The sequence below is a fragment of the Streptomyces sp. NPDC058240 genome (assembly GCF_042882135.1).
In the GTDB taxonomy this organism is placed as follows: Bacteria; Actinomycetota; Actinomycetes; order Streptomycetales; family Streptomycetaceae; genus Streptomyces.
In genome coordinates this window covers 435557-459875 of record NZ_JBHVWT010000003.1, presented here as the reverse complement: position 1 = coordinate 459875, position 24319 = coordinate 435557, and the positions used below count along the sequence as shown (strand labels likewise).

The following is a 24319-nucleotide window of genomic DNA, read 5'->3' as shown; positions in this document are numbered from 1 at the left end:
GTGGCACAAAGCGATGCCAGAGGGGAAAGGGTGCCGACTCTGTGATGTCTTTTGGGGGGGGGGGTTCTTTTGTGGGGAGGAGTTTGGGCAACCCCCCCCCCCCCCCGCCCAGGCCCTGAGCGGCCAGGGGGTGCCGCCGAAGTCCCGCCCGGTCCGCCCTGCGGTGCGGCGGACGGCGGGACTTCGAGGACACCCCCTGGCCCGGGTCCCGGTCGACGGGCCGGATCAGGTCGTGGTCTTGACCTTGATGGTGCCGTCGGCGATCTTCTTCTTCGCCTCGTCGAGCTTGGCCTGGATGTCCTTGAGGTGGTCACCCGTGGTGGTCAGGCTGACGCCGTCCTTGGCCAGGGTGTACGTCTGCGTGCCGGCCAGCGGCTTGCCGTCCTTGACGGACTTGACCAGGTCGTAGACGCCGCCGTCGACGTTCTTGACGACGGAGGTCATGATCGTGTCCTTGTACTTCGCCAGGGACGGGTCGAGGGCCTGGTCGGAGTCGACGCCGATGGACCAGGCGCCCTTCTTGCCCGCGACGGCCTCGATCGAACCGGCACCCGAGCCGCCCGCGGCGGCGAAGATGATGTCGGCGCCCTTGTCGAGCATGCCCTTGGCGGCGTACGAGCCCTTGTCGGGGCTGCCGAAGCCGGACAGGTCCGAACCGGTGGACAGGTACTGGATCTGCACCTTGGCCTTCGGGTTCGTGTCCTTGACACCCTGCTGGAAGCCCGCGGCGAACTTCTTGATCAGCGGAAGGTCCACACCGCCGATGAAGCCGACCTGGCCGTCCTTCGACTTCAGCGCGGCGGCGACACCGGCGAGGTAGGAGCCCTGCTCCTCGGTGAAGACGATGCTGTCGACGTTCTTGGCGCTCGCGACCGAGTCGACCAGGCCGAAGTTCACCTTCGGGTACTTGGCGGCGATCTTGTCGACCGCGTCCTTGTACGCGAAGCCGACCGCGACGACCGGGTTGTAGCCGCCCTCGGCGAGCGACTCCAGGCGCTGCTCGCGGTCGGCGGGGGTCTCACCGGTCTTGGCGGTGAGCTCCTTGGTCTCGGCACCGAACTCGGACTTGGCCTTGTCCAGACCACGCGCGGCGGAGTCGTTGAACGAGTTGTCACCACGGCCGCCCACGTCGTAGGCCATGCCGATCTTCATCTTGCCCTTGTCGGAGCCGGAGCTCTCGGTGGACGACTCGCCGCACGCGGTGGCAGTGAGGGCGAGGGCCGCGGTGACGGTACACGCAGCGGTGATCTTGGATACCCGGCGCAAGGGAAGGCTCCTTCAAACCTGACCGAAGCGCCTCTTCCGGCGCTGGTTTCGCGGCGATCGTAACGCGCGTAGATGTCAGATAAAGCCCTGTACGGAAGCCGTTATCGGATCGTCGCGAACCAGGGGTGACGTGTCCGGTTACGGATGGTTGCCATCGAGCAACGCGGAGGCAGTGAACAGCTCGACGGCGACCGTGATCGCCTCCTCGTCGGCGTCGAAATCACCGCGATGCAGGTCGAGGCGGGCACTGTCGCCGGGCGTGCGGACCCCGAGCCGGGCCATGGCGCCGGGGACGTGTTCCAGGTACCAGGAGAAGTCCTCGCCGCCCAGGCTCTGTTCGGTGTCCTCGATCGCACACGATCCGCGGCGCGCGGTCATCGCCGTGGCGAGCAGATCGATCACGGCAGCGTCGTTCACGACGGGCGGGACGCCCCGGACGTAGTCGATCACCGTCTTGGCGCCGTACATCCCGGCCACCTCGTCGATCGCGGCGTGCACCAGGTCGGGGGCCTCCCGCCAGGCGGCCAGCTCCAGGCAGCGGACGGTGCCCGACAGTTCGGCGTGCTGCGGGATCACATTGCAGGCGTGGCCGGCCTCCAGCCGCCCCCAGGTGACGGCGAGCCCGGCCCGTGCGTCCACCCGGCGGGCCAGCAGCGCGGGCACCTCGGTGGCGACCTTGGCGGCGGCGGTGACCAGGTCGGTGGTCAGGTGCGGCCGGGCGGTGTGCCCGCCCGGACCGTCGAGCGACACCTCCAGCCGGTCGCAGGCCGAGGTGATCGCCCCCACCCGCAGTCCGATCCGCCCGACGTCCACCCTCGGGTCGCAGTGCACCCCGATGATCCGCCCGACGCCCTCCAGCGCCCCGGACAGGATCGTGTCGGGCGCCCCGCCGGGCAGCACCTCCTCGGCCGGCTGGAAGATCAGCCGCACGGGGTTCGGCAGCAGCCCCTGCCGGTCGAGCTCGGCGAGCACGAGCCCTGCGCCGAGGACCGAGGTGGTGTGGATGTCGTGCCCGCACGCGTGCGCCCGGTCGGGGACGGTGGAGCGGTACGGGACGCCGGTCTTGGTGTCCGGGATGGGCAGTGCGTCGATGTCCGCGCGCAGGGCGAGCACAGGCCGCTGGTCGCCCTCCCGGCTCCCCACGTCACAGATCAGCCCCGTCCCCGTGTCCAGCACCCGGGGTTCGAGTCCGGCCTTCTCCAGCCGCGCCTTGATGGCCGCGGTGGTACGGAACTCCTGGTTGCCCAGCTCGGGGTGCATGTGCAAGTCACGCCGGAAGGCGATCAGTTCGGCACGCAAGGCCTCGGGCAGGCTGCCGGGCAGCGCCTCGTCCCCGGGCGGCTGGGCATCGGAATCGCGGGACATCAACTGGTTCACCTGGTGAAGGGTAAGGCCCTTCCCCCGTCAACTGACCATGAAACAAGAAAAGTTCAGCCACATAGACGAATAAATGACTGCGCTGCGGCGTGTGAGGTGATGACCGGGTGGGTACACTCGCGGATTTTCCGTCGTGGCCGGACATGTACGGCATGCCCGGCCGGGCGGGCGGCCGGGCCGCCCTCCCCGCGAGCCGTGGACCGCTCACCCACGTACGGCCGACTGGTCCGTGCCGCGCAGCGCCCGGCGTACCGGCATCAGCGCCAGCCCGAGGCACAGGGCTCCGACCGGCAGCAGATCCAGGCTCACGGCCATCAGCACGGTGCCCGCCAGCACCATCACCGGCACCCACGCCCGGACCACGTCACGACGGAAGAACGCGAGAAGGGTGACGAGGCCCAGCAGTCCGAGCCAGAACAGCATCGGCACCACGGTGTAGACCAACGGCATCACGCCGGGCACACCCTGCACCCGATCGAAGATCTCGCTCATGGCCTCTTTGTCCGCCGCGACGAACCCGGCCGCCAGGTCGATCACCGCCTGCACCACCACCGCCACGGTACCGAGCAGCCCGACCCCGGCGGCCACTGTGGCGGCAACCCTGCCGCCGCCACGCTCCCCGGCGAGCCCCCTCAGCCCCAGGAACACCGGCACGAACGCGAGCACCCCGGCCAGGAACAGCAGATGCGCCAGCGACCACCACACCCCGGGCCCGTAATCACCGAGGGCACGCCCGGCCAGCCGCACCGCTCCGTACCCCGCCATCAGGACCGGTCCCGCAAGGAGGGCCGCTCCGACCGTCGCCCGGCCCGTACCGGCCGTCCCGGCCGTCCCGCTCTGTCGCTCCGTCGCCATCCGCATCGTTGTCATGCGCCGATGCTCGCGCCCGGCCGACCCTGCCCGCTATCGGGGCTTCCCCCCAACAAACCCTGGGCGTGGGCCACTTACGGGTCAGGGTGATCCATGACGACCCGCTCAGGCTTGCGTACGGCATCGGCCGCCACCCCGACAGGCAGGAGCCCGCCGCCATCGAGGCACACCTCAGGATCGCGGGGCAAACTTAGTCCCCTGGAACAGGTGGCCACGGGAGAGGAAGTAGTGATCTCCAAAGCGGGAGAACCGGTGGCCAAGGTCGTGCCGCTGCGTGCCCGGGTGAAGCGGACAGGGCGCGGCTCGCTCCAGGGACAGATCCACATCAGGGAGGACTTCGACGACCTGCCGGACGACCTGGCCGACGCCTTCGGGATGCGCTGATGAAGATGCTGCTCGACACACACGTCGTCCTGTGGTGGCTCGACGACTCCGCCGAGCTCACCGCCACGTGCACAGCATCCCTCAACGCCTCGGTCAACCGCGCGGCCAGATACCGGACCTGGGCGGCCTCGGCCCGCGGGTCAGCCAGCAACTTCTTCGCGTGTCCGATCAGTTCCACCCCCATACCGAGCTGCACGGCCTCGATCTGATCGGCAACGCGGGAGACGCAACCAGGGGCGTCTCAATCGGTGATCAGCAGGCACGTCCTGCCGTCTGAGCCCTTCCGGGGCAGAAGGCGAGTGGTGGAGTGCGACATGGAGGAGATCTGTTTCCGTGAGGTCGTTGTCCGGGCAGCCGCGAGGGCGTCCGCCCCTGCGGTGGGCGTACGGTCAAGACCCGTAGGAGGCATCGGCACACGGGCGGGGCAGAGACTCCGACCCGTTGCCTCCGCACCGATTACGCAGCCAGAACACCTAGTTTCACGGCGAGTTCACGGGCCCTGCGGCGCTGGGCCGGCGAGTACGCCCGCATCGGCGTCGCCGCCGGTGTCCAAGCCCAGCTCCGGCGCCGCCTCCAGCACGACGCGAAAGCGAAGGAGCACGCTCCAGCTGTTCAGCTGGAGGCAGCAGCGCCGACCGGATTGCTGCCCGGTCGGCACCACCACTCGGCAACATCAACTGCCGGCCGGAACCTCAGTCGGAATGTCGAACCAGGTGTTGGCGAGATAGCTGACCTGGCTGCTGTTCAATGCTCCTTGGAAGACCCAGAGGTCGTCGATCGTCCCGGCGAAGTACCCGCCCGCGGTGTCCGGCACCGTACGCCCCACCTGCATGGCCCCTTCGGCCTTGAACGTCCGCACATCGCCCGCCCAGGCAACCTGGTCCCGGCAGGCGCTGTCGTCCGGCCGACCGTCTCCGTCGTCGTCGGCGCACCTGAATTCCTGGAGTACACCGTTGACGTAAAGCCGAGCCTCCTTGGCGAAGCTGTCGTAGACCACCGCCAGGTGGTTCCAGTCACGGACATCGAAGAACTCCGTACTGCTGACCTGCCTGGTCACAGCCCCTGCGCTGTCCTCATCGGGCAGTGTCAACTCCCAGCTTCCGAGTCCTTCGAGACCAGTGGGATCCGGCTGGAAGCGCAGGTCGAAGGCGCTGCGCGTGTTTCCCGCAGCACTGATCACGGTCATCGGGTGGTCCGGTGACTCGGACGCCTGAACCCATGCGGTCGCCGTGAAACTCGAACTTGTGTCGACCGGCACGGCCGGGAGCTCGGCGTAGGAGTCGACGCCGTTCAGCTGGAGACCACTGGCATCGATCGTCCCCGGCCCGAGCTGTGCTCCCCCGTACAGGTTCATCGGCGGGGACTGCTCTGCGGCGTCCGGAGTGCTCGCGGGTGTACCGGCAGTCGTCTCCTCGAACTGCCAGCGCCCCTTGAGCACCGGGCCCTGCTGGAACATCTGCGGCAGGCCGGTCGTGAGGCTCGAACCGGAGGGCTTCGACGGGGTCCTCGCCGGACTCCACCGAGCGATGGCCCCCTTGCCGTCCCCAGCATCGCTACCGGCCGGTCCCGCCGCCGTCGCCTGCGGCGCCAGCACTCCTCCCGCAATGAGGCTCAACGTGGCGGCGGCCACCACTCCAGCCATTCTTCGACGATACGAGCGTCTCCACATAATCCCCACCCCATCCGCGAGAAGATGAAGATTCCCCGAGTAGAGGGAATCCGGCAGGACTCTATGCAGAGGCCACGCACCCAACCAGAGGGATGTTCTGCATCAATGCGGCAGAACGAGACATATGACATGTGGCGTGACTCACGATTACCCCGCCAATACCCTGCACGATCAGTGCGATTCATACGGAGCGGGCACCCCGACCCCCAGCCCCGCGCCACCTACTCGTCAAAAACAAACATGATGTGGCTGTCGTCCAGGTACTTGATATCGACCTCGCAGCCTTTCTGCACCCTTGACGAGCGGAAGGAGGAAATGGTGTCGCGGCCTTCCACGCTCCTGGTCACACCGCCCTCCTGCCAGGAGAGCCGGTATTTTATGTTGACGCTCCCGCCATCGTTCGAGCCGAGGTAGCGAACGTCCTCCACCAGGGCCCGGATATCCCGTCCGTGCGACCGAATCTCATGGTCGCGCTTGAAGAGGTTGGCAATGTAGGCGATGCCGCCCACAATGAGAATTGCGGAAATGATGAAAACGATAATCACGGATCACCCCTTGCGTAAAATCGCAGTGTAACGTCGCCTGTAAGCGCTGTCACCGGGATATGACCGAGCCCTCCCACGGGCTTTCCGCGTTCCGGGCGGGGTCTGGCGGGTGGGCGGGGCCAAGGGGTGTCCGCCTGATACGTCCTACGCCTCCGTCACCGCCGTAGCCCGCCAGGGGGCCAGGCGTTGGACGTTGCGGGCAGTCTCCGTGACGCCGCTCAGGAAGCCCTGGGCGCGGGGGGACGCCGTGTCGCGGAGCCATTCCGGGGCGATGTCGCAGACCGCGACCTTCACCTCGGTGCCGGCCAGGGCGAGGGGCAGGGTGTGGACGACCGTGGAGGGGAAGCTGAGGACCGTTCGGCCGATGGGGCCGCGGCGGGCGATGAGTTCCAGGGGGAGGTCGGGGCGGACGATCTCCAGGCCGGTGGCGGCCTCCAGGGCGTGGAGCTTCTCGGTGGACTCGCGGCGGTGTGCGAAGTAGCGGGTCGCGCCGTGGGTGCGGGACAGGGACGCGACGGCCTCCAGGTACTGGTCCCGGTCGACCACGCCCGTCTCGACCAGGGAGGTGCCGACCAGGTCCGCGCCCTTGGTGAGCAGCGGCGGGCCGAAGCGGGCGCGGGTCCAGGCGAAGGTGTTGGGGGTGACGGTCACACCGGGCGGAGCCTCGACCGGCATGGCCGTGAAGACCTCGACCGTACGGTCGGCGGACGGGGTGAAGCGGCTGCGGGCGCGGGCCGTGACCGGGGCCAGGACCAGTTCGCGCGGGCCCGAGCTGCCCTTGCGGTGCCAGCGCACCAGGCGTTCGCCGCGCGCGAGCTGGGCGACGAACTCCATGGTGGCCGTGCCGTCGTCGACCACGGTGAGGCGGCGGGCCCGGACCATGGTGAGCAGGAGTTGTACGTACCGGGAGAACGGGTCGCCGATGACGACGTGTTCCGCCCTGCGGACGAGTCCGGACAGGTCGCGCAGGCTCTTCAGGGGGGCGCCCGCGCCGCCGCGCGCCTCCTGCCAACGGACGTTGACGCCCTCGTCGCGGGCCAGCTCCGCCATCCGGCGCAGCTGACCGCGCGACATCGGGTCGACCGGGGGGAGGACGACGACCGTGATGTCCGTGAGGACCCGGTCGCCGCCTCCCTCTGTGTAGGCCCACTCCAGGACGTTCAGGAGCTGGACCGGGCTCTCGACGAAGGCGAGGTTCACCGGTCGGCCCGTCAGACCGCGACCGGCTCGGCGGCCGGGGCCGCCTCGGCGTTCTCGGCGACGACGCCCGCGACCCGGCGGAGCTTCTTCATCGGGCCGAGCTCGGACTCGTACACCTTCTTGACGCCGTCGCCGAGCGAGGCCTCGATGGTGCGGATGTCGCGGACGAGGCGGGTGAGGCCCTGCGGCTCGACGGAGGCGGCCTGGTCGGAGCCCCACATGGCGCGGTCGAGGGTGATGTGGCGCTCGACGAACGCGGCGCCGAGGGCGACGGCGGCGAGGGTCGTCTGGAGGCCGGTCTCGTGCCCGCTGTAGCCGATCGGGACGTTGGGGTACTCCTGCTGGAGGGTGTTGATGACCCGCAGGTTCAGTTCCTCGGCCTTGGCCGGGTACGTCGAAGTGGCGTGGCAGAGAAGGATGTTGTCCGAGCCGAGGACCTCGACCGCGTGGCGGATCTGGCGCGGGGTCGACATGCCGGTGGAGAGAATGACCGTGCGGCCGGTGGCACGCAGGGCGCGCAGCAGCTCGTCGTCGGTGAGGGAGGCGGAGGCGACCTTGTGGGCGGGGACATCGAACTTCTCCAGGAAGGCGACGGCCTCGGTGTCCCACGGGGAGGCGAACCAGTCGATGCCGCGCTTGGCGCAGTGCTCGGAGATGGCCTGGTACTCGGCCTCGCCGAACTCGACGCGGTGGCGGTAGTCGATGTACGTCATCCGGCCCCAGGGGGTGTCGCGCTCGATGTCCCACTGGTCGCGCGGGGTGCAGATCTCCGGGGTGCGCTTCTGGAACTTGACGGCGTCGCAGCCGGCTTCGGCGGCCACGTCGATCAGCGCGAGGGCGTTGTCGAGGTCGCCGTTGTGGTTGATGCCGATCTCGCCCGTGACGTAGACGGGGTTGCCGGGGCCGGCGGTGCGGGTGCCGAGGGTGCGCAGACGGGAGGTGCTCATGAGGTGTGTTTCCTTAGCTCGGATGACTTGGCGGGTTCGGGGGACCCGGGATCACTTGGGGGACTGTGTGGGATGCGTGGCCGTGAGGGTGGGGCCGAGCAGCCAGGCCGCGATCTCGCGGATGGCGCCGAAGCCGCCGGGGGTGGTCGTGACGGCGCGTGCGGCCGCCCGTACCGAGTCGTGGGCGCTGGCGACGGCGACGGGCCAGCCGGCGAGTGCGAAGCACGGCAGGTCGTTGACGTCGTTGCCGACGTAGAGGACACGTTCGGGAGCGATGGACTGTTCGTCGCACCACTGCTTGAGCGCCTGGTCCTTGCGGTCGATGCCGTGCAGGACCGGGATACGGAGCTTGTGGGCGCGGGCGGCGACGACCGGGTTCTGCTCGCTGGAGAGGATCAGCAGCGGCAGTCCGGTCTTGCGCAGGGCGGCGATGCCCAGGCCGTCGCCGCGGTGGACTGCGACGATCTCGCGTCCGTCGGCGTCGATGAGGACCCGGTCGTCGGTCTGCGTGCCGTCGAAGTCGAGGACGACCGCGTCGATGTCGTCGAGGGTGGGCAGCGGCGAGGGGTCGAGCAGCGGCGCGAGGGCGCGGGCGCGGGCCAGGTCGTGCGGGTCGTCGATTTCCAGGACCCGCGCGGCGTCGGTACGCACCAGGGCGGTGTGGCCGAAGAAGCGGTGGCGGTGGGTGCGGAAGCCCTCGGCGTTCATGGCGTACGCGGTGCCCGTTTCGAGGAGGTCCTCGGGGCGGTCCTGGCGCATCTGCCGTACGGACTTGTCGTGGTTGACGCCGTAGTTGTCCTCCTCGATCGCGCTGCCGTCGCGCCAGAGGAAGCCGTGGAAGGGGGCGACCGTGACCGCCGTGTCGGCGCCGTCGTGGGCGACCGCGGCGGCGACGCCGTCGATGTCCTCCCGTACGACGAAGGGGCTGGTGCACTGGACCAGCAGCACCACGTCGGCCGTCCGCTCGCGCATCGCCTCGTAGGCGTCCAGGGCGTGCAGCACCGCGTCCTCACTGCTGGACTTGTCCCCGGCGATGGCCGCGGGGCGCTGGACGATATGCAGCCGCTCGGGGGCACCCAGCGTGTCGCCCGCGGCGCGGGCCGCATCCGCGATGGCCACGTCGTCGGTCGTCACGACGACGTCCGTGACCTCGCGGGAGGCCAGGCAGGCGCGTACGGCGCGGGCGATCAGCGGTACGCCGCCGACCTGGGCGAGGTTCTTGGCCGGTACGCCCTTGGATCCGCCGCGGGCGGGGATCACGGCGAGCACGGTGGGGGTCGGGGTCATCTCTGCTCCTGAAGTGGTGTTCACAGCTCGCCCATCCGTCGGATCACCGGGGCGACCCGCTGGACGCCCTGCCGGTACGCGCCGCGCGCCGCCTCCCGGACCGCTTCGCGGACCGCGCCGCGCACTCCGCCGGTCTCGCGGGGCCGTTCGGCGCCCGGCAGCGGGTGCCCGTCGGGGGCGAGGTGGTGGCGGGCAAGGATGCCGGGGAGGTAGCCGGGGGCCGTGGCGGGCGTGTAGTAGGGGGCGAGGTCGGGCAGCCGGGCGGCGGCGAGCAGGGCGTCGACGCGGGCGCGGGCGTGGTCGTAGGCCGTGGCGTACGTGCCGTCGGCGGCGACGCCCTGGCCGGCCAGCCACCCCGGGTCGGGCTCCGGGCGGAAGCCGCCGTCCAGGTGGTCCCAGGAGGTGAGCAGGCCGGAGCCGATGAAGTGGTGGTTGCCCAGTGCCTCGCGGACGCCGAGGTCGCTGAGGACCGCGGTCGGAACGCGCCGGTGCAGGGACTCCAGCGCGGCGGTCGAGGAGACCGTGACCAGCAGGTCGGTGCGGTCCAGGACCTCGCCCATGTGCCCGTACACCAGGCGGAAGTTGGGCGGGAGGCCGCCGGGCAGCCTCTCGGCGAGCCGCTGGTACGGGAGTTCCTCGATGTGCGTGGTGTGCTCGCCGGGCTTGGAGCGCAGCTTCAGCAGCACCTCGCGCTCCGGGTGCAGCCTGGCGTGCTCGACCAGCCTGCGCAGCAGGTACATGCGGTCGTCGCGGGAGGCCGGTACGGAGGGCTGGGCGGCGAAGACGACGGTGTCGCGGCCCTCCTGCGGGCGGTGCGGCTCGCCGCCGAGGAACGGCAGGGCGGCCTCGGTGACGGCCGAGGCGTCGGCGCCCACTCCCTCGTACACCGCGCGGAAGCGCTCCGCGTCGTGGCGGGAGTTGGCGAGGACGATGTCGGCGCCGTGCCGCAGCAGCAGTCCGTCGGCGAGCTTCTCGTAGACGACGCCGACGTAGCCGGTGACGACGACGGGCCTGGCGGGCAGCCGCAGTGCGGCGAGTCCGTGCAGCATCGCCTGGACGGCTCCGCCGACCAGGGCGAGGACGACGACGTCGTACCCCTCGTCGCGCACGGTGTGCAGGAATTCGACGGCCGTCACCTCGCGCACCCGGCCGGCCTCGATACCGACGTCGCCGACCTCGGCGAGCTGGCGCGGGGTCGGGGTGGCCCGGCCGCGCAGCAGCAGTCCGCTGATCTCGACGCGCTGCGCCGACTCCCCGGACGCACCGGCGGTGAGGCGGCGCGCGGTGAGCGCGCCCCATTTCCACCGGGTGTCGGAGTCGGCGAGTACGGCTACCCGGAGGGCGGTCGTCTTTTCGGTACGTGGGGGCACGTCCCAGAACTTAGGAAGGCATTCCGATTCGCGGCCCAACGTGACGGCAACAGCTGGTTAACAGCCCGCCGACGCTTGGCGAATCGCCTTCACAAAGGGGACGCAATCGCCCACGATTCGGCCCGGTTCATCATTCCGACATTCGCCGTTCACCCACCGTCCCTCCCGGGGCCAAGGCAAATGACGGGCTCACGCCTAGCGTGAGACGGGTGGTTAAGCTCTCGGTCATCGTGCCGTTCTACAACGTGCAGACATACGCCCCCGACACCTTGAGAAGCCTGCGGGCCAACGCCCGCGAGGACTTCGAATTCATCCTCGTCGACGACTGTTCGACCGACGGGACCGCGGACATACTGCGCCGCGCCGAGGACGAGATTCCGGGGGTGGTCGTACGCAGACACAAGCAGAACGGCGGACTGGCCACCGCCCGTAACACCGGCCTGGACGCCGCGCGCGGCGAGTACCTCGCGTTTCTCGACGGGGACGACTGGCTCGCCCCCGGGTTCTATGCCGAACTCCTTGCCAGGACAGAGGAGTTGGGCTGCGACTTCATCCGTACCGACCATGTCCAGGTCGAGGGCAGGAACCGCAGCGTGCACCGCGTCCCGCACGGCCGGCGCGGCGAGGTGCTGGACCCGCGGGACGCGATCCTGCCCGCCGGGCGGTCCACCTCGGTCGACTATCCGTACGCCTGGGCCGGGCTGTACCACCGGCGGCTGCTGGACCGCGGGCTGCTGCATTTCACGGACGGGCTGCGCACCGCGGAGGACCGCCCGTGGATCTGGCGGCTCCATCGCGAGGCCGATTCCTTCGCGGTGCTGGGGCTTCTCGGAATTTTCTACCGGCGCGGGGTCGCCTCTTCGCTCACGCAGATCGGCGACGTACGCCAGCTCGATTTCATTCGCTCGTTCGACCAGGTCATTCGGGAAACCGCGGAAGATCGTGACGCGCAGGTACTGCTGCCGAAAGCGGTCCGTACCTATTGCGCGATCATTTTCCACCACATGAGCTCGATCGAAAGGTTCGAACCCGCCGTGGCCCGCACACTGAAGTCCATGAGTGGAGCCGCGCTCAAGCGAATGCCGCAGCAGGTGCTCGACGACGCCCTGGACTCGATGGACGTGCAGCGCGCCACCCTGCTGCGCCGGCTGCGCCGCCGTCCGGCCGCCGCGGGCACCAAGGAGGTGGCCGCCGCGTGAACACCGCCCGGTCCCGCACCACGCAGATCTTCCTCGCCTCCACGCTCTACGGCACCGCCACCCTCGCCGCCGCGCTCGACGCGGGCTGCTTCCCGGACGCGGACCGCCGCATCCTGCTCGTCTCGAACAACGCGGCCGTGCCGGAGACGACGGCCTCCCTCGACGCGATGCCCGGGTTCGACGCGCTGCGCGGCCGTTTCGACGACGTGGTGTCGTGGAACACGACGATCGCCCCCTTCCACCCGGGCGGCTGGGCGCCGCGCCCCGACGACGTACCCCTGTGGGAGCGGCATCTGCGCCTGGCCTGGGGGCTCGGCGACGACGACATCGAGCTCGCGGTCGAATCGATCCAGGTCAACCCCGCGCTGGCCGTCGCGCAGATCTTCACCGGTGCGCCGGTCGATGTGTACGCGGACGGGCTGATGAGCTACGGCCCCACCCGCAACAAGATCGACCCGCTGGTCGGTACGCGGGTGCGCCGGCTGCTCCACCTCGACCTGGTGCCGGGGCTGAAGCCGCTGCTGCTCACGGAGTTCGGGGTGGCGCCGCAGATCGTGCCGACCGAGGTGTTCCTGAAGGTGCTCGGTGAGCTGGCGGACGCGCCCGCGGCCCGGGACGGCGTGCCGGCCGTGGAGGCGCCCGCGCTGCTGCTCGGCCAGTACCTCTCGGCGCTCGGGCTGATCAGCGCGGCCGAGGAGGAGAATCTGCATCTGCGGATGATGCGCGGCGCGGTCGCGCTCGGCCACACCCGGATCGTCTTCAAACCGCATCCCACGGCCCCGGCGCAGTGGTCGAGGGCGATGCGCGAGGAGGCCGGGAGGCTCGGTGCCGAGCTGACGGTGCTGGACGAGGGGGTGCTCACCGCACCGGTCCTCGCCGAGGTGCTCTACCAGCGGATGCGGCCCGCGCTGGTCGTCGGCTGCTTCTCGACGGCGCTGCTCACCGCCTCGCAGTTCTACGGGCTGCCGGTGGCCCGGGTCGGCACCGAGGTGCTGCTGGACCGGCTCGCCCCGTACGAGAACAGCAACCGCGTCCCGGTCACGCTGGTGGACGCGCTGGTGCCGGAGGTGACGGACCGGGCGGCCGTCGAGCAGGCGGGGACGGCGCGGGGCGCGGAGCCGGTGGATCCGGCGGAACTGACCGGGCTGGTCACCGCGGTCGGGTTCGCGATGCAGCCGAGAATCTACCCGGAGCTGCGGCCGGCCGCCGAGCGGTATCTGGCCGCACACCTGGACACCACCACATGGCGCTATTTCAAGCGCAGGCGGCTGACCTCGCTGGCACTGCCGGGGGCGGTGCCGGCGCAACTCGCGTTCCTGCCGCGCAACGCGGTGGTACGCAGGGTGGCACGGTCGGTACGACGCCGGGTGGTACGGCAGTAGGCGCCGGGTGCGGGGCCGGTTCGGCGTCGGGTGCGGGGCCGGGCCCGGTTCGGCGCCCCGCCCCGCTCCCGGCGCCGTCAGACGGGCACGCCGCCCTGGATCACCCTCAGGTCCGCCGCGTTGGCCTCGGTGACCTTCCAGAGTTCCCGCTGCCGGCCGTGCACATCGGCGACCGTGGCCGCGTGGTCGTCGAGCAGCCCGGCCGCCCGCTCGGTGAGCCGGGCCCCGAGGTGCCGGTCGTGGACCGAGATGCCCCACTCCGGACGGTCGATGTCGGCCAGGAAGTACGCCATCTTCGGGTGCGAGATCAGGCTGATGATCGGCGTACCGCAGCCGAACGGGATCATCCCCGCGTGCCCGCGCATCCCGATGACCAGCTTGGTGCGGGCGTAGGTGTCCCGGATCTCGTCGTTGCCGAAGTCGTACATCGGGATCACCGGCAGCGCGATCCCGTGCTCGCGCCGCAGGTCGAAGGCGATCCGCTCGTCGTCCAGCGAGTGGGCGACGCACCGGACCTCGGCCCGCTCGCCGAGCTCCCGCACCGCGGTCGCCATCTCGCCCAGGAAGTGCCCGTAGTCGTGCCCGAAGCGGAGCCCGGAACGGTCGTACGCGGCATTGATCAGCACGGTGTCCTCGCGCCGCTCCGGGTCCGTCCAGCCATCCACCAGCTGCCTGGTGACCGTCGTCGGGCAGGGCTGGAAACGCACCTTGTCGTGGAGCGAGGCGGGCAGCAGGTCCCGGACCTTCTCGATGGAGCCGTGGTTGCGCAGCCCGAAGAACGAGGCCCGTTCGACGAGCTTGCGCAGGCTGGAGAGGAACCGGTCCCGCCCGTGCCCGTACGCCTGGCCGTCGAAGGCGTTGAAGCCGACCGCGTACACCATGACGGGGACGTCGATCCGGTCGAGCAGCTCGTCCGGGACGTTCCACTGCCAGCCGCTGTTGCCGTTGGGCGCGGTGTCCGGGATGAAGAGGCCGCCGCCGCCGATGACCAGGCCCCGGCGCTCGTTGACCCGCTCCAGCGCGGCCCCGTCGAAGAGCCGGTGGGCGTGGATGGAGTGCCACCGCCGAGGTCCGGTGTCCCGGCCGAAGGCCAGCCGTACGCTCTCGGGCAGCAGCTTGTCCCCGGCGTTGCCCTGGCGCTCCATGTAGAAGGCGACATGGGCGAGCTGACCGGAGGCGGGGCCCTCCACGGGGGCGGTCAGGTCCGTGGTGCGCTTGTGCATCAGCCGGTTGGCGCGGTGGGTGGGGTCGACCGCGAGACCCTTCAGGGCGTACTCGGCCGCCTCGTCGTCGTCGCCGTGGATCCAGGAGATCTGGGCGAGGCGGGCGAAGGCGGTCGCGGCCCGGTTGGGCGAGGCGGTGGCGAGCAGCAGCCGGGCGCGGGCCTCCTCGTAGCGGGAGACGCTCATCAGGGCGTGGCCGAGCACCTCGTGCGGCCAGGACTCGTCGACGGGGATCCGGACCCGGCCCAGCAGATCGGCCGCCTCCTGGTACTCGCCGGCCGCGATGTGGGCGGCGGCGACCTTGCGGGCGGCCTCCGGGGACCCGGTGCGCAGCACCTGCGGGGTGCCGTAGTGGACCAGCAGGTCGTGGTGCTTGGCGCCGGGCAGCGCCACGTACGCGGAGTGGAACTCGGCGTCGGACAGCTCGAATTCGTGCCAGCGGTTCTCGGCCTCGCGGTAGCCGGCCTCGCCGCCCTGCCAGGGCTTGTGCCGCCCGGTGAAGTGCAGGATCGCGGTGGAGTCGGGGACCGGGAGGTCGCCGGAGAGCCGCCGCTTGACGAAGTTGTAACGGGCGTCGAGCTGGACGAAGTCGCCGTCGAGCACGGCGTTGAGGATGCCCTGGTCGTGCTTGTCGAGCTCGTACGTGCCGGCCCGTCCGACCTCGTCGATCCTCGCGCAGAACGCGTCGCTCAGATACTCGCGCTGGATGACCAGGAGCCCGCTGTTGAGCTTGTGCTGCCCGTAGAAGAACTGCGGTACGGCGGCCAGTCCGTCGCGCAGCGCGAGCAGTTCACCCAGATCGTCGAGGACGACCATGTCGGTGTCCAGGGTGATCACGGTGTCGTAGTCGCGGACCCGGAAGATGTCGAGGATGAAGTAGGCCTTGCGCACCAGGTAGTTGTCCTGGTCACCCTTGGCGTACGAGTCGTAGTGCTCGGCGTCGACCCGGCGGAAGTCGACGCGCGGGTGCAGTGCCCGGATCTGCGCGACGGACGCGGGGCGCAGTCCGTCGTGCAGGACGAGGAAGTCCTCGCAGACGTTCGGGTTGGAGAGGGCAAGGCTGCGCAGCAGGGCGAGGAAACCGGGCAGGTAGTTCTCGTCGACGAAGCTCGCGAAGGCGACCCGGCGCTTGCCGGTGAGTGAATTCGCGGGCGCGGGCGGGACGGGAAGGTCCGTGGCGGGAAGGTCCGTGGCGGGGAGGACCGGGTCGGGAAGGTCCGTGCCGGGGAGGCCCGTGGCGGACGGGGTCGTGGCGGTCGTCGTCATCGCAGTCGGATCCTCATGTCGGTGACGCTCTGGGCGCGTTCCATGACCCACGCCTTTTCGCTGGTGTACTCGTGCACGGAGGTGATGGGCATCCGCATCGCGCCGGGCAGGCGGTAGGCGCCGCTCTCGTAGAAGTCGAAGCCGATCAGGTCGATCCGGCTGCTGACGTCCAGGTGGTCCAGGAGCCACAGCATGTTGAACCCGGTGGTGGGGATGGCCGGCCAGACGTCGGCGCCGACGCGCCCGATGTCGCGCAGCGGCCAGCGCAGCGTCTCGTCGCCCAGGTACTGCTGGGCGCCCGGGACGAGGCGGTTGCGCAGGGAGTGCTTCCAGTCGCCGGAGACCCCGCCGAAGACCAGCCGGGTGTGCACCTTCTGGTCCCAGTTGAAGCCGTGCTTGTGGATGGTGGCGTGGATGTCGGTGCGCCGTCCGGTCGCCGCCGGGTCGATCCGGTACGAGTTGAAGCGGACGACCAGGTCGTAGCCGTCGATCTCGGCGCCCATCGAACTGCTGCCGACGCGCTGGGAGTTGGCGATGAGGCAGATCGACCGGCCCGCGATCCGGTTGCGGAACTCGCCGACCGTGGTCCACTCGACGCCGCCGAAGGTGGGGTCCTCGACCGGGCCGCGCATCCGGCTCCTGCGCTGTTCGGCGTAGAGGCCGACGATCTCGGTGAGCCGGGCCACGGCGACGGGGTCCGTCCCGGCCGCCTCCATGGCCAGCCCGAGGTACTGGGAGGTGGCCTCCTGGAGCTCCGTCACCGGGGCTCCGGTGCGCTCCTGGGCGAGCAGGGCACCGACCAGCCGGGGCTCCGCCCGGTCCCGGTCGCCGCGCGCCTGGAGGGCCAGGCCCTCGGCCCAGGACTCGGTGACGGGGCGGGCGGCGTACTCGGCGGCGGCGGGGCAGTCCCGCTCCAGCCTCCGCAGCAGCTCGTCCTGGAGCCGCGCGCCCGCCCGCAGCCCGACCACCTTGGCCGCGATGCCGAAGCCGTCGTCCTCGGTGAACGAGAGGTAGCGCTCGTACGCCTCGATGGCCGCGGTCTCCGCACCCATCGCCTCCAGCGTCCTGGCCCGCAGCCGCCAGCCGGCCCGGGAACCCTTGCGCTGGGTCAGCACGGTGTCCCCGATGAGCATCGCGAGCTTCAGCTCGTCCTCGTAACCGCAGTCCAGCGCCTTGTTGCCGACCGCGAGCAGCGGGTCGAGCAGCTCTTCGGCGAGGGTCGCGGCGGAGGCCGCGCCCGCCTTGCCGGCGCGCCGCATCAGCGGGATCGAGGACCCGGCGGGCGCGGGTCCCGCTGGCTGCGCCGCGGCGTGCACGGCCAGCAGGTGCCGCAGCGCCTCCGCGAGTGCCGTACGCCGCCGGTCGAGCCCCGCCACCAGCTTGGTGCTGTGCGCGGCACAGGCCCGCAGGCACACATCCACGTCGGTCGGGGTGACGGAGGCGAGCGGCAAGGCGGCGCTCCCGGGCGGGGCCGCGTCACGTTGCCGTGGCCAACGGGTGCGGGCTTCTCTCATGGCGCTCCAAGCGTCTGGTGCCCGTGGGGGGAGGGGGCGTATCCGGATGTGCGGTCACCTGAGCGCGCACGGAGCCCCGCTCCGTCGAGGGGCGGATGCTCGGCGCGCGTGATCGGTTCCGCGACACGCTAAGAAACCTGAGCGGCCGCCGGATGAACTCGCCCTTTCGGTACGGAGAACTGCCACCGCCCCCGGGCCGATGCGCTGCCCGGCGCGACGGTCAGACGCTGCTGAACGAGAGCTTCGCCGCGAACCCGAGGAAGAGCAGACCGGCCGCCGAGGTGGCCCCCGCCGACAGCCGCTTGCGGCGGCGGAACGCGGCGGACAGCCGGGTGCCGCCGAATATCAGCATCGACAGATAGAGGAAGCTGGCGATCTGCAGCAGGGTGCCCAGCAACAGGAAGGACAGCGCCGGATAGGCGTAGGCGGGGTCCACGAACTGCACGAAGAACGAAATCAGAAAAAGAATCGCCTTCGGGTTGAAGAGGCTGACCACCAGCGCCCGCCGGTAGGGCCGTTCCATCGCCGCCGCGGCCGCGGGCCCGGCGTCCTCCTCGGTCAGCTCGGCCATCCGCCGGTGCCGCTCGCGCCACATGGTCACCGCGGCCCGCAGCATGCCGATCGCCAGCCAGGTCAGATAGCCCGCACCGGCGAACTTGACGACGGCGAAGAGCACCGGCGTCGTCTGCAGCAGCGACGAGGCCCCCAGCGCGGACAAGGTCATCAGGACGGTGTCCCCGGTCCACACCCCGGCCGCCGCCACATACCCGGTCCGCACCCCGCGCCGGGCGGCGACGGAGAGCACGTACAGCGAATTCGGTCCCGGCAGCAGGACGATCAGCACCAGGCCGGCGAGATAGGTCGGAAGATCGGTGACACCCAGCATGAAACGGAGTGTCGCACGCGGGTACGACACTCCGTCCGGGGGGTTCGGGAAGGCGCGGGGTCAGTCCTCGTCGCCGTCGAGGAGCCGGTCCACGGAGAGCTCCATCTCGACGCCGACCACGTCCGGCACGGCGAACGAGGTCCCGCGCTTGTGCTGTTCCTGCACGTGCACCTGCTCCTCGTGCTGAATTACGGCCACGGCATCCTCCTTTCGGGGACCACGGTTCATGAGCTTGTCCGCGGTCGCGGACATTCAGCGAGAGATCACCCGTGCGGGTACCCGCCGCCTCAGAGCCTGTCGGGTGACCTCCGACCGGGCGGCCACGCCCTGGCACGCACGCTTCCCGCGTTGTCGTCGGTCGCCAACGCTCCGCGTTGACTCCCTCCTCCGCCTTGGAACCGCACGCACCAGACCGCGTCCGCTATCCGATCCGAGGTCACCCGACAGGCTCTCAGAACGCGTCCGACGGCACATACCTCCCCCACACCTCGCGCAGCGCGTCGCACACCTCGCCCACCGTCGCCCGCGCCCTGAGCGCGTCCTTCATCGGGTAGAGGACGTTGTCCGTGCCCTCGGCGGCCTTCCGCAGCCGGGCCAGTGCGGTGTCCACCGCGTCCTGGTCGCGTCCGGCGCGGAGCTTCGCCAGCCGGGCCGCCTGCTCGGCCTCGATCGCGGGGTCGACGCGGAGCGGCTCGTACGGCTCCTCCTCGTCGAGCTGGAAGCGGTTCACGCCGACCACGACGCGCTCCGCGCTGTCGGTCTCCAGGGCGATGCGGTACGCGGAGCGCTCGATCTCGCCCTTCTGGAAGCCGCGCTCGATCGCGCTGACCGCGCCGCCCATGTCCTCGATCCTGGCCATCAGCTCCAGGGCCGCGGCCTCGACGTCGTCGGTCATCCTCTCGACGACGTACGACCCGGCGAACGGGTCGACGGTCGCGGTGACGTCCGTCTCGTACGCCAGGACCTGCTGGGTGCGCAGGGCCAGGCGGGCGGACTTGTCGGTGGGCAGGGCGATGGCCTCGTCGAAGGAGTTGGTGTGCAGCGACTGCGTGCCGCCGAGGACCGCGGCCAGGCCCTGCACGGCGACGCGCACCAGATTGACCTCGGGCTGCTGGGCGGTGAGCTGGACGCCCGCGGTCTGGGTGTGGAAGCGCAGCATCAGTGACTTGGGGTTCTTCGCGCCGAATTCCTCCCTCATCACCCGGGCCCAGATCCGGCGGGCCGCACGGAACTTGGCGACCTCTTCGAGGATCGTCGTGCGGGCGACGAAGAAGAAGGAGAGACGGGGCGCGAAGTCGTCGACGTCCATGCCGGCCGCGACGGCGGTACGGACGTACTCGATGCCGTCGGCGAGGGTGAACGCGATCTCCTGCGCGGGCGAGGCCCCGGCCTCGGCCATGTGGTACCCGGAGATCGAGATGGTGTTCCACTTCGGGATCTCGGTCCGGCAGTACTTGAAGATGTCGGCGATCAGCCGCAGCGAGGGCGCCGGCGGGAAGATGTACGTGCCGCGCGCGATGTACTCCTTCAGCACATCGTTCTGGATGGTGCCGGTGAGCCTGTCCGCCGGGACCCCCTGCTCCTCGCCGACCAGTTGGTACAGCAGCAGGAGCAGCGCCGCCGGGGCGTTGATCGTCATGGACGTGGAGACCTTGTCCAGCGGGATCCCGTCGAACAGGACCCGCATGTCGTCGATCGAGTCGATCGCGACCCCGACCTTGCCGACCTCGCCGGACGCGATCGGCGCGTCGGAGTCGTGGCCCATCTGGGTGGGCAGGTCGAAGGCGACGGACAGGCCCGTCGTCCCGTTGGCGATCAGCTGCTGGTAGCGGGCGTTGGATTCCGTGGCCGTACCGAAACCGGCGTACTGGCGCATCGTCCACGGCCGGCCGGTATACATCGAGGGGTAGACACCGCGCGTGAAGGGGTAGGCGCCCGGCTCTCCCAGCTTATCGCCGGGGTTCCAGCCGTCGAGTGCGTCCGGCCCGTAGACCGGTTCGATGGGCAGTCCCGACTCCGACTCGCGCGTCATCTGCTGTGCCTCCCGCTGAAGCTGCTCAGTAAAAGCTACTTGCTGGTAACCACGGTTCCCGCGACGGACTGTAGCGGCGGGCGCGAGACCGTTGGAGGGGCAGGGGCTGGGACCTTGCTCACAGCCCTCCCCCACGGCCCTCGCCGCCGCACTCCCCATCATGCGCGGGCTTTGGCAACCGGGCAGAGCGGGAATCCGTCCAAGGGGACACCGGACACACAGGGGGCCGAGATGATGGACAGCACCACCAGGAGCACATCGCGCACCTCGATACGGGGCACGGCACGGACCAGCAGGCGGGGTCGGGCGGGGGCCGCGGCGGTGCTCGCCGTCCTCACCGTCACCGCGGCGGCCGGCTGCAAGGCACAGGCCACCGGCAGCGCACCGGCGGCCCCGTCGGCACCGCCGCGGGCCACGACCACCGACGACGACAAGCCGGCCTCCCGGCCGCCGACGCCCGCCGCGTCCTCGCCGGAGGCCACCGCGTCGCCCACGCCGAAGCCCGACCCGCAGGGCACGACGCTGATGGCGAGCGGTTCCGAGAGCAAGCGGGTGCGGGAACTCCAGGCCCGGCTGCGGCAGATCGGCCATTTCGACCGCAGCCCCACCGGCTACTACGGCTCCGTCACGGTCGCCGCGGTCCAGTCCTTCCAGGGCAAACGCGGCCTCTCCCGTACGGGCAGGACGGACACCCTCACCTGGCAGAAGCTGCTCGGCATGACGCACGAGCCGACGGCCGCCGAGCTGAATCCGCCGACCACCCGGCCGGCCGCCAAGCCGGACAAGCGCTGTATGACCGGCCGGGTCCTGTGCATCAGCAAGAACAGCCGGACGCTGTCATGGATGATCGACGGCCGCGTCGTGTCGTCGATGGACGTCCGCTTCGGCTCCCAGTACACGCCGACGCGCGAGGGCACCTTCTCCGTCTACTGGAAGTCCCGCCACCACGTGTCGACGATCTACCACACGGCCATGCCGTACGCGATGTTCTTCAGCGGCGGCCAGGCGGTGCACTACTCGGCGGACTTCGCGGCCCGCGGCTACAACGGCGCCTCGCACGGCTGTGTCAACGTCCGGGACGAGGGGAAGATCGCCTCGCTCTTCGCCCAGGTGAAGAACGGCGACAAGGTCGTGGTCTACGGATAGGGCCGACCGGCGGGAAGAGGAGGAGAAGAGGCGCGGACGGGACCGGGGGAACGTGTCCCGCCCGCGCCAGGTGCGCTGAGCCGTAGGTACGGGGGGAACCCCGGCTCTGTGCGCTGCCGATGACCAGTCGGCTCACTCAGTACTGCGTCACGACCTCGAAAAACGTCACACCTGGCGGTGGAGGGCTCGAAAAGGCCTGCCGCGTACGGCTCCGCTCAGAGCCTGTCGGGTGACCTGCGATCGGAGAGCGGACAGAGGTCACCCGACAGGCTCTCAGCCGGGGGTCCGGGCCGAGGGCGTCAGGGAGACCGGGGTCGAGGGCAGCCGCACACCGTTGGCGAACCGGATCGCCGAGGGCGCGCCGAAGCCGCTGCCGCTGTTCCAGTTCGAACCGTCGTTGCCCTGCTCGTCGCCGTCGCCGTCGTCGCCCTGGTTGTTCTGGCCCTGGCCGGATCTCGCGATCACCCGGTCACAGAACCGGTCCAGGTTGCGGGCGCCCTTCGCCAGCGCTTCGAGCTTGCGTCTGCGCTTGTCGTCCAGGGTGCCGTCGCGGTACTCGCGGCAGGCCTTGAGCGCCTTGGCGTACCACTCGCCGGAGCCGGTTTTCCCGGGGCTCTCGGGCAGATTGCCGTTCCGGGGGCCGGCCGTGGAGCCGGTCGCGGCGCCGCCGGGCTTCCGGTCGTCGCCGCCCTTGTGCTTCTTCGCCCGGCCCGATCCGCCGGGATCCGGGTCACCGGCCGGGGTGGAGGGGGCCGCGGGGGGCGTGGAGGTGTCCGCGCTCGGGGAGGCGGACGGCGGTGGCTGCGGGGTCTCCTCCTCGGTGAGCCCCGAACCGAGCTCCTCGGGTGTCGCCGCTGCCGAGACGGAGGTGGCCGGCAGGGGGGCGTGCCCGCCGAACGGGCCGGGAAGCATCCCGGTCCCCGCCGCCACGGCCACCCCGCCGAGCGCACAGCCCGCGAGGGAGGCGACCAGACCGAAGCGGACGGGCCGGCTCCAGCGCGAGGAGCGGATACGGCGGGAGTCCCCGGACGGGACGGAGCCGACGAGCGTGGCCCCGATGCGTACCGGTTCGAGCATCTCGGCACCCGCCGGCCGGCCCGCCTTCTCGGTGGCGCCCCTCGGCTGCGCGTTCGCCCGGGTCCTGGCACGCGCGGAGTGGGTGGCCGTGCGGAAGGCGGCCAGCGCCGCGGCCTCGCCAGGCAGTTCACCGGTGGCCGGGCGGGCGGTCCGTGCGGCTGCGTCCAGCGCGGCGACGAGCCTCTCGGCGTCCGTACACGATTGACCGCCGACGGGATCGACCGGCTCGCCGCGGAGCAATCTCTCCGCGGCGTCCTTGTCAAGCCATTCGTACCGCTCGTCGGCCATCACATGTCCCTCTGCGTCCACGGACGCGAATGCGTCACACCCGCCGGCGCCGCCAGACCGTTGCGGGCGGGGCGCTGGGCGGGCACCGCGTCGAGTTCCGCCGTCCGGCCCGCCGCGCTCCGGTGCGGGGCGGACGGGTCCGCCGGATCCCCTGCGGGGGCGGCGTCGTCGGAGTCCGTTCCGCCGGGGTGGGAGTCGGTGCTGTCGGTGCTGGCGGCGTCCGTACGCAACAGCTCGGCCAGCCGCTTCAGTCCCCGGTGCGCCGCGGTGCGTACCGCCCCCGGACGCTTGCCCAGCGTCTGCGCGGCGCTCTTCGCGTCCAGGCCCACGACCACCCGCAGCACCACGGCCTCGGCCTGGTCCTGCGGCAGCTGGGCGATGAGCGACATCGTGCGGCCGGTGGCCAGGGCCTCCATCGCCTCGCCGGCGGTGTCGGACTCGGCCGGCCGCTCGGCCAGCTCCGACTCGTCGCCGCCGACCGCGGGGCGCCTGCCGCGCATCCGCAGATGGTCCAGCGCGCGGTTGCGGGCTATGCGCGCCGCCCAGCCGCGGAAGCGGTCGGCGTCGCCGCTGAACCGGTCGAGGTCGCGCGCTATCTGCAGCCAGGACTCGGACGCCACGTCCTCGGCGTCCGGCTCCCCCACCAGTGTCCGTATGTAGCCCAGCAGCCGCGGCTGCACAGCGCGGTACACAGTACGGAAGGCGTCCTCGTCCCCGTCCTGTGCCGCGAGTACCGCGGCAGTGAGCTCCGCGTCGTCCCCCAGCACTCCCTCAACCTGCCCTGCTGTCCCGAATCGCAGCTGGTCATCACTGCCGCGCCACCCTGCGCGACTCCGCACGCTACGTCCTCGGCGGGGGTCGCGTCCATGTCTTGTACAACCCGCAACATTCCCCGGACTCCTGGTGGTGTGACAGAAAACGCAGCGACGGCGCTGAGTGGAGTACGGGGTCGTCCTACGACCCCGCGGAAGACGACCGGGGCCTCTCCTGTGGGGGGTGGCGGCCCCGGTCGTCCTCGTTCTCTCCACCCCTCCCGACGCGCACTTTTGACGTGAGCAGACCACTCGCGTGACCAACGCGCCGGCTGGTTCGTCCGAGCTTCGCCGGAGCGACGCGCCGCGCCGTCCCCGGAACCGGCTTGCGAGCCCCCTCGACTCGACGCCTTCCGCATGGGGACATCGCGTGCCCCGGAGAGTGATGCCGGACGTCGGCACCCACTCCCACCGTTCTCACCCGTCCCCAGGTCGTTCGTGACCTCGCCGTGCCGCCGGTCGTGGCCGCGGAACCGGGCGGGACACCCGTGGCGGTGCACGTCGCCGGCCCCATTGCCGTGATCACCCGTGCGTCCACGGATCGATCGGAGCCCGGAAATGTCAGCGGCCTGGTGTGAA

The 24319-nt window shown here is 70.7% G+C and carries 21 protein-coding genes; 5 read left to right on the top strand and 16 right to left on the bottom strand.

All coding sequences use genetic code 11. From position 1 onward, the window contains the following. Window positions 1–225 precede the first annotated feature (225 nt). The 3 genes from ACFVX4_RS09890 to ACFVX4_RS09880 all read right to left on the bottom strand — a co-directional run bounded on the left by ACFVX4_RS09890 (window position 226) and on the right by ACFVX4_RS09880 (window position 3513). The gene (locus ACFVX4_RS09890; protein WP_389973872.1) at window positions 226–1266 is read right to left on the bottom strand and encodes a BMP family protein; all 1041 of its coding nucleotides are present in this window, start codon (window positions 1264–1266) and stop codon (window positions 226–228) included. 138 nt (window positions 1267–1404) lie between these two features. Beyond that, a complete protein-coding gene (locus ACFVX4_RS09885; RefSeq protein ID WP_389974031.1) occupies window positions 1405–2631 on the bottom strand; it encodes an amidohydrolase in 1227 nt (408 codons plus the stop codon). A gap of 216 nt (window positions 2632–2847) precedes the next feature. Beyond that, window positions 2848–3513 carry a hypothetical protein gene (locus ACFVX4_RS09880; protein ID WP_389973869.1) on the bottom strand — a complete coding sequence of 222 codons (666 nt, stop codon included), beginning with the start codon at window positions 3511–3513 and terminating at the stop codon, window positions 2848–2850. Between the two features lie 198 nt (window positions 3514–3711). Here ACFVX4_RS09880 and ACFVX4_RS09875 point away from each other — a divergent pair, with 198 nt between their 5' ends. Both ACFVX4_RS09875 and ACFVX4_RS09870 read left to right on the top strand, forming a co-directional pair. Further along, window positions 3712–3897: a type II toxin-antitoxin system Phd/YefM family antitoxin gene (locus ACFVX4_RS09875; RefSeq protein WP_389974028.1), complete on the top strand. Its 186-nt coding sequence runs from the start codon at window positions 3712–3714 to the stop codon at window positions 3895–3897. A 5-nt stretch (window positions 3898–3902) separates the two neighbouring features. Beyond that, a complete protein-coding gene (locus ACFVX4_RS09870; protein WP_389973866.1) occupies window positions 3903–4106 on the top strand; it encodes a hypothetical protein in 204 nt (67 codons plus the stop codon). Between the two features lie 464 nt (window positions 4107–4570). On the opposite strand, the gene ACFVX4_RS09865 is transcribed toward ACFVX4_RS09870, so the two are convergent. From ACFVX4_RS09865 to ACFVX4_RS09840, 6 genes are all read right to left on the bottom strand, one after another. After that, window positions 4571–5539: a LamG domain-containing protein gene (locus ACFVX4_RS09865; protein ID WP_389973863.1), complete on the bottom strand. Its 969-nt coding sequence runs from the start codon at window positions 5537–5539 to the stop codon at window positions 4571–4573. 248 nt (window positions 5540–5787) lie between these two features. Continuing rightward, window positions 5788–6111: a hypothetical protein gene (locus tag ACFVX4_RS09860; protein ID WP_389973860.1), complete on the bottom strand. Its 324-nt coding sequence runs from the start codon at window positions 6109–6111 to the stop codon at window positions 5788–5790. 144 nt (window positions 6112–6255) lie between these two features. Then, the gene (locus tag ACFVX4_RS09855) at window positions 6256–7311 is read right to left on the bottom strand and encodes a hypothetical protein (protein WP_389973858.1); all 1056 of its coding nucleotides are present in this window, start codon (window positions 7309–7311) and stop codon (window positions 6256–6258) included. 11 nt (window positions 7312–7322) lie between these two features. Further along, window positions 7323–8258: an N-acetylneuraminate synthase family protein gene (locus ACFVX4_RS09850; RefSeq protein ID WP_383764273.1), complete on the bottom strand. Its 936-nt coding sequence runs from the start codon at window positions 8256–8258 to the stop codon at window positions 7323–7325. A gap of 51 nt (window positions 8259–8309) precedes the next feature. Then, on the bottom strand, window positions 8310–9545 hold the full coding sequence (locus ACFVX4_RS09845) for a cytidylyltransferase domain-containing protein (RefSeq protein ID WP_389973854.1): 1236 nt from the start codon (window positions 9543–9545) through the stop codon (window positions 8310–8312). Window positions 9546–9565: 20 nt separating this feature from the next. Continuing rightward, window positions 9566–10915 carry a DUF6716 putative glycosyltransferase gene (locus ACFVX4_RS09840; RefSeq protein ID WP_389973851.1) on the bottom strand — a complete coding sequence of 450 codons (1350 nt, stop codon included), beginning with the start codon at window positions 10913–10915 and terminating at the stop codon, window positions 9566–9568. 209 nt (window positions 10916–11124) lie between these two features. On the opposite strand from ACFVX4_RS09840, the gene ACFVX4_RS09835 reads away from it, so the two are divergent. Both ACFVX4_RS09835 and ACFVX4_RS09830 read left to right on the top strand, forming a co-directional pair. Continuing rightward, window positions 11125–12114 carry a glycosyltransferase family 2 protein gene (locus ACFVX4_RS09835; protein ID WP_389973848.1) on the top strand — a complete coding sequence of 330 codons (990 nt, stop codon included), beginning with the start codon at window positions 11125–11127 and terminating at the stop codon, window positions 12112–12114. After that, window positions 12111–13496, top strand: a complete 1386-nt coding sequence (locus ACFVX4_RS09830; protein WP_389973845.1) for a polysialyltransferase family glycosyltransferase — start codon at window positions 12111–12113, stop codon at window positions 13494–13496. The genes ACFVX4_RS09835 and ACFVX4_RS09830 overlap by 4 nt, the downstream gene beginning before the upstream one ends. Window positions 13497–13573: 77 nt before the next feature. On the opposite strand, the gene ACFVX4_RS09825 is transcribed toward ACFVX4_RS09830, so the two are convergent. The 5 genes from ACFVX4_RS09825 to ACFVX4_RS09805 form a co-directional block, all read right to left on the bottom strand. Then, on the bottom strand, window positions 13574–15985 hold the full coding sequence (locus ACFVX4_RS09825; RefSeq protein ID WP_389973842.1) for a glycosyltransferase: 2412 nt from the start codon (window positions 15983–15985) through the stop codon (window positions 13574–13576). After that, window positions 15982–17436, bottom strand: coding sequence for a hypothetical protein (locus tag ACFVX4_RS09820; RefSeq protein ID WP_389973839.1), 1455 nt, complete (start codon window positions 17434–17436; stop codon window positions 15982–15984). Before ACFVX4_RS09820 ends, ACFVX4_RS09825 begins: the two co-directional genes overlap by 4 nt. Before the next feature lie 283 nt (window positions 17437–17719). Beyond that, window positions 17720–18385, bottom strand: coding sequence for a leucine efflux protein LeuE (leuE, locus tag ACFVX4_RS09815; protein WP_389973836.1), 666 nt, complete (start codon window positions 18383–18385; stop codon window positions 17720–17722). Window positions 18386–18445: 60 nt separating this feature from the next. Beyond that, a complete protein-coding gene (locus ACFVX4_RS09810) occupies window positions 18446–18583 on the bottom strand; it encodes a hypothetical protein (protein ID WP_389973833.1) in 138 nt (45 codons plus the stop codon). A gap of 253 nt (window positions 18584–18836) precedes the next feature. Beyond that, entirely contained in the window at window positions 18837–20417 is a 1581-nt protein-coding gene (locus ACFVX4_RS09805) for a methylmalonyl-CoA mutase (RefSeq protein WP_389973830.1), read from the bottom strand. A gap of 231 nt (window positions 20418–20648) precedes the next feature. On the opposite strand from ACFVX4_RS09805, the gene ACFVX4_RS09800 reads away from it, so the two are divergent. Continuing rightward, entirely contained in the window at window positions 20649–21563 is a 915-nt protein-coding gene (locus tag ACFVX4_RS09800) for a L,D-transpeptidase family protein (RefSeq protein WP_389973827.1), read from the top strand. A 273-nt stretch (window positions 21564–21836) separates the two neighbouring features. Here the strand turns inward: ACFVX4_RS09800 and ACFVX4_RS09795 are convergent, their stop codons facing one another. After that, window positions 21837–22949 carry a hypothetical protein gene (locus tag ACFVX4_RS09795; RefSeq protein ID WP_389973824.1) on the bottom strand — a complete coding sequence of 371 codons (1113 nt, stop codon included), beginning with the start codon at window positions 22947–22949 and terminating at the stop codon, window positions 21837–21839. After that, window positions 22928–23695, bottom strand: a complete 768-nt coding sequence (locus ACFVX4_RS09790; protein WP_389973822.1) for an RNA polymerase sigma factor — start codon at window positions 23693–23695, stop codon at window positions 22928–22930. Before ACFVX4_RS09790 ends, ACFVX4_RS09795 begins: the two co-directional genes overlap by 22 nt. Between the last annotated feature and the right edge of the window lie 624 nt (window positions 23696–24319).

Bases quoted from the DNA above. Each gene is read 5' to 3' on its own strand.
- ACFVX4_RS09880 (WP_389973869.1), bottom strand. From the start codon at position 3,513: ATGACAACGATGCGGATGGCGACGGAGCGACAGAGCGGGACGGCCGGG.
- ACFVX4_RS09885 (WP_389974031.1), bottom strand. From the start codon at position 2,631: ATGTCCCGCGATTCCGATGCCCAGCCGCCCGGGGACGAGGCGCTGCCC.
- leuE (WP_389973836.1), bottom strand. From the start codon at position 18,385: ATGCTGGGTGTCACCGATCTTCCGACCTATCTCGCCGGCCTGGTGCTG.
- ACFVX4_RS09870 (WP_389973866.1), top strand. From the start codon at position 3,903: ATGCTGCTCGACACACACGTCGTCCTGTGGTGGCTCGACGACTCCGCC.
- ACFVX4_RS09800 (WP_389973827.1), top strand. From the start codon at position 20,649: ATGATGGACAGCACCACCAGGAGCACATCGCGCACCTCGATACGGGGC.
- ACFVX4_RS09850 (WP_383764273.1), bottom strand. From the start codon at position 8,258: ATGAGCACCTCCCGTCTGCGCACCCTCGGCACCCGCACCGCCGGCCCC.
- ACFVX4_RS09805 (WP_389973830.1), bottom strand. From the start codon at position 20,417: ATGACGCGCGAGTCGGAGTCGGGACTGCCCATCGAACCGGTCTACGGG.
- ACFVX4_RS09845 (WP_389973854.1), bottom strand. From the start codon at position 9,545: ATGACCCCGACCCCCACCGTGCTCGCCGTGATCCCCGCCCGCGGCGGA.
- ACFVX4_RS09825 (WP_389973842.1), bottom strand. From the start codon at position 15,985: ATGACGACGACCGCCACGACCCCGTCCGCCACGGGCCTCCCCGGCACG.
- ACFVX4_RS09865 (WP_389973863.1), bottom strand. From the start codon at position 5,539: ATGGCTGGAGTGGTGGCCGCCGCCACGTTGAGCCTCATTGCGGGAGGA.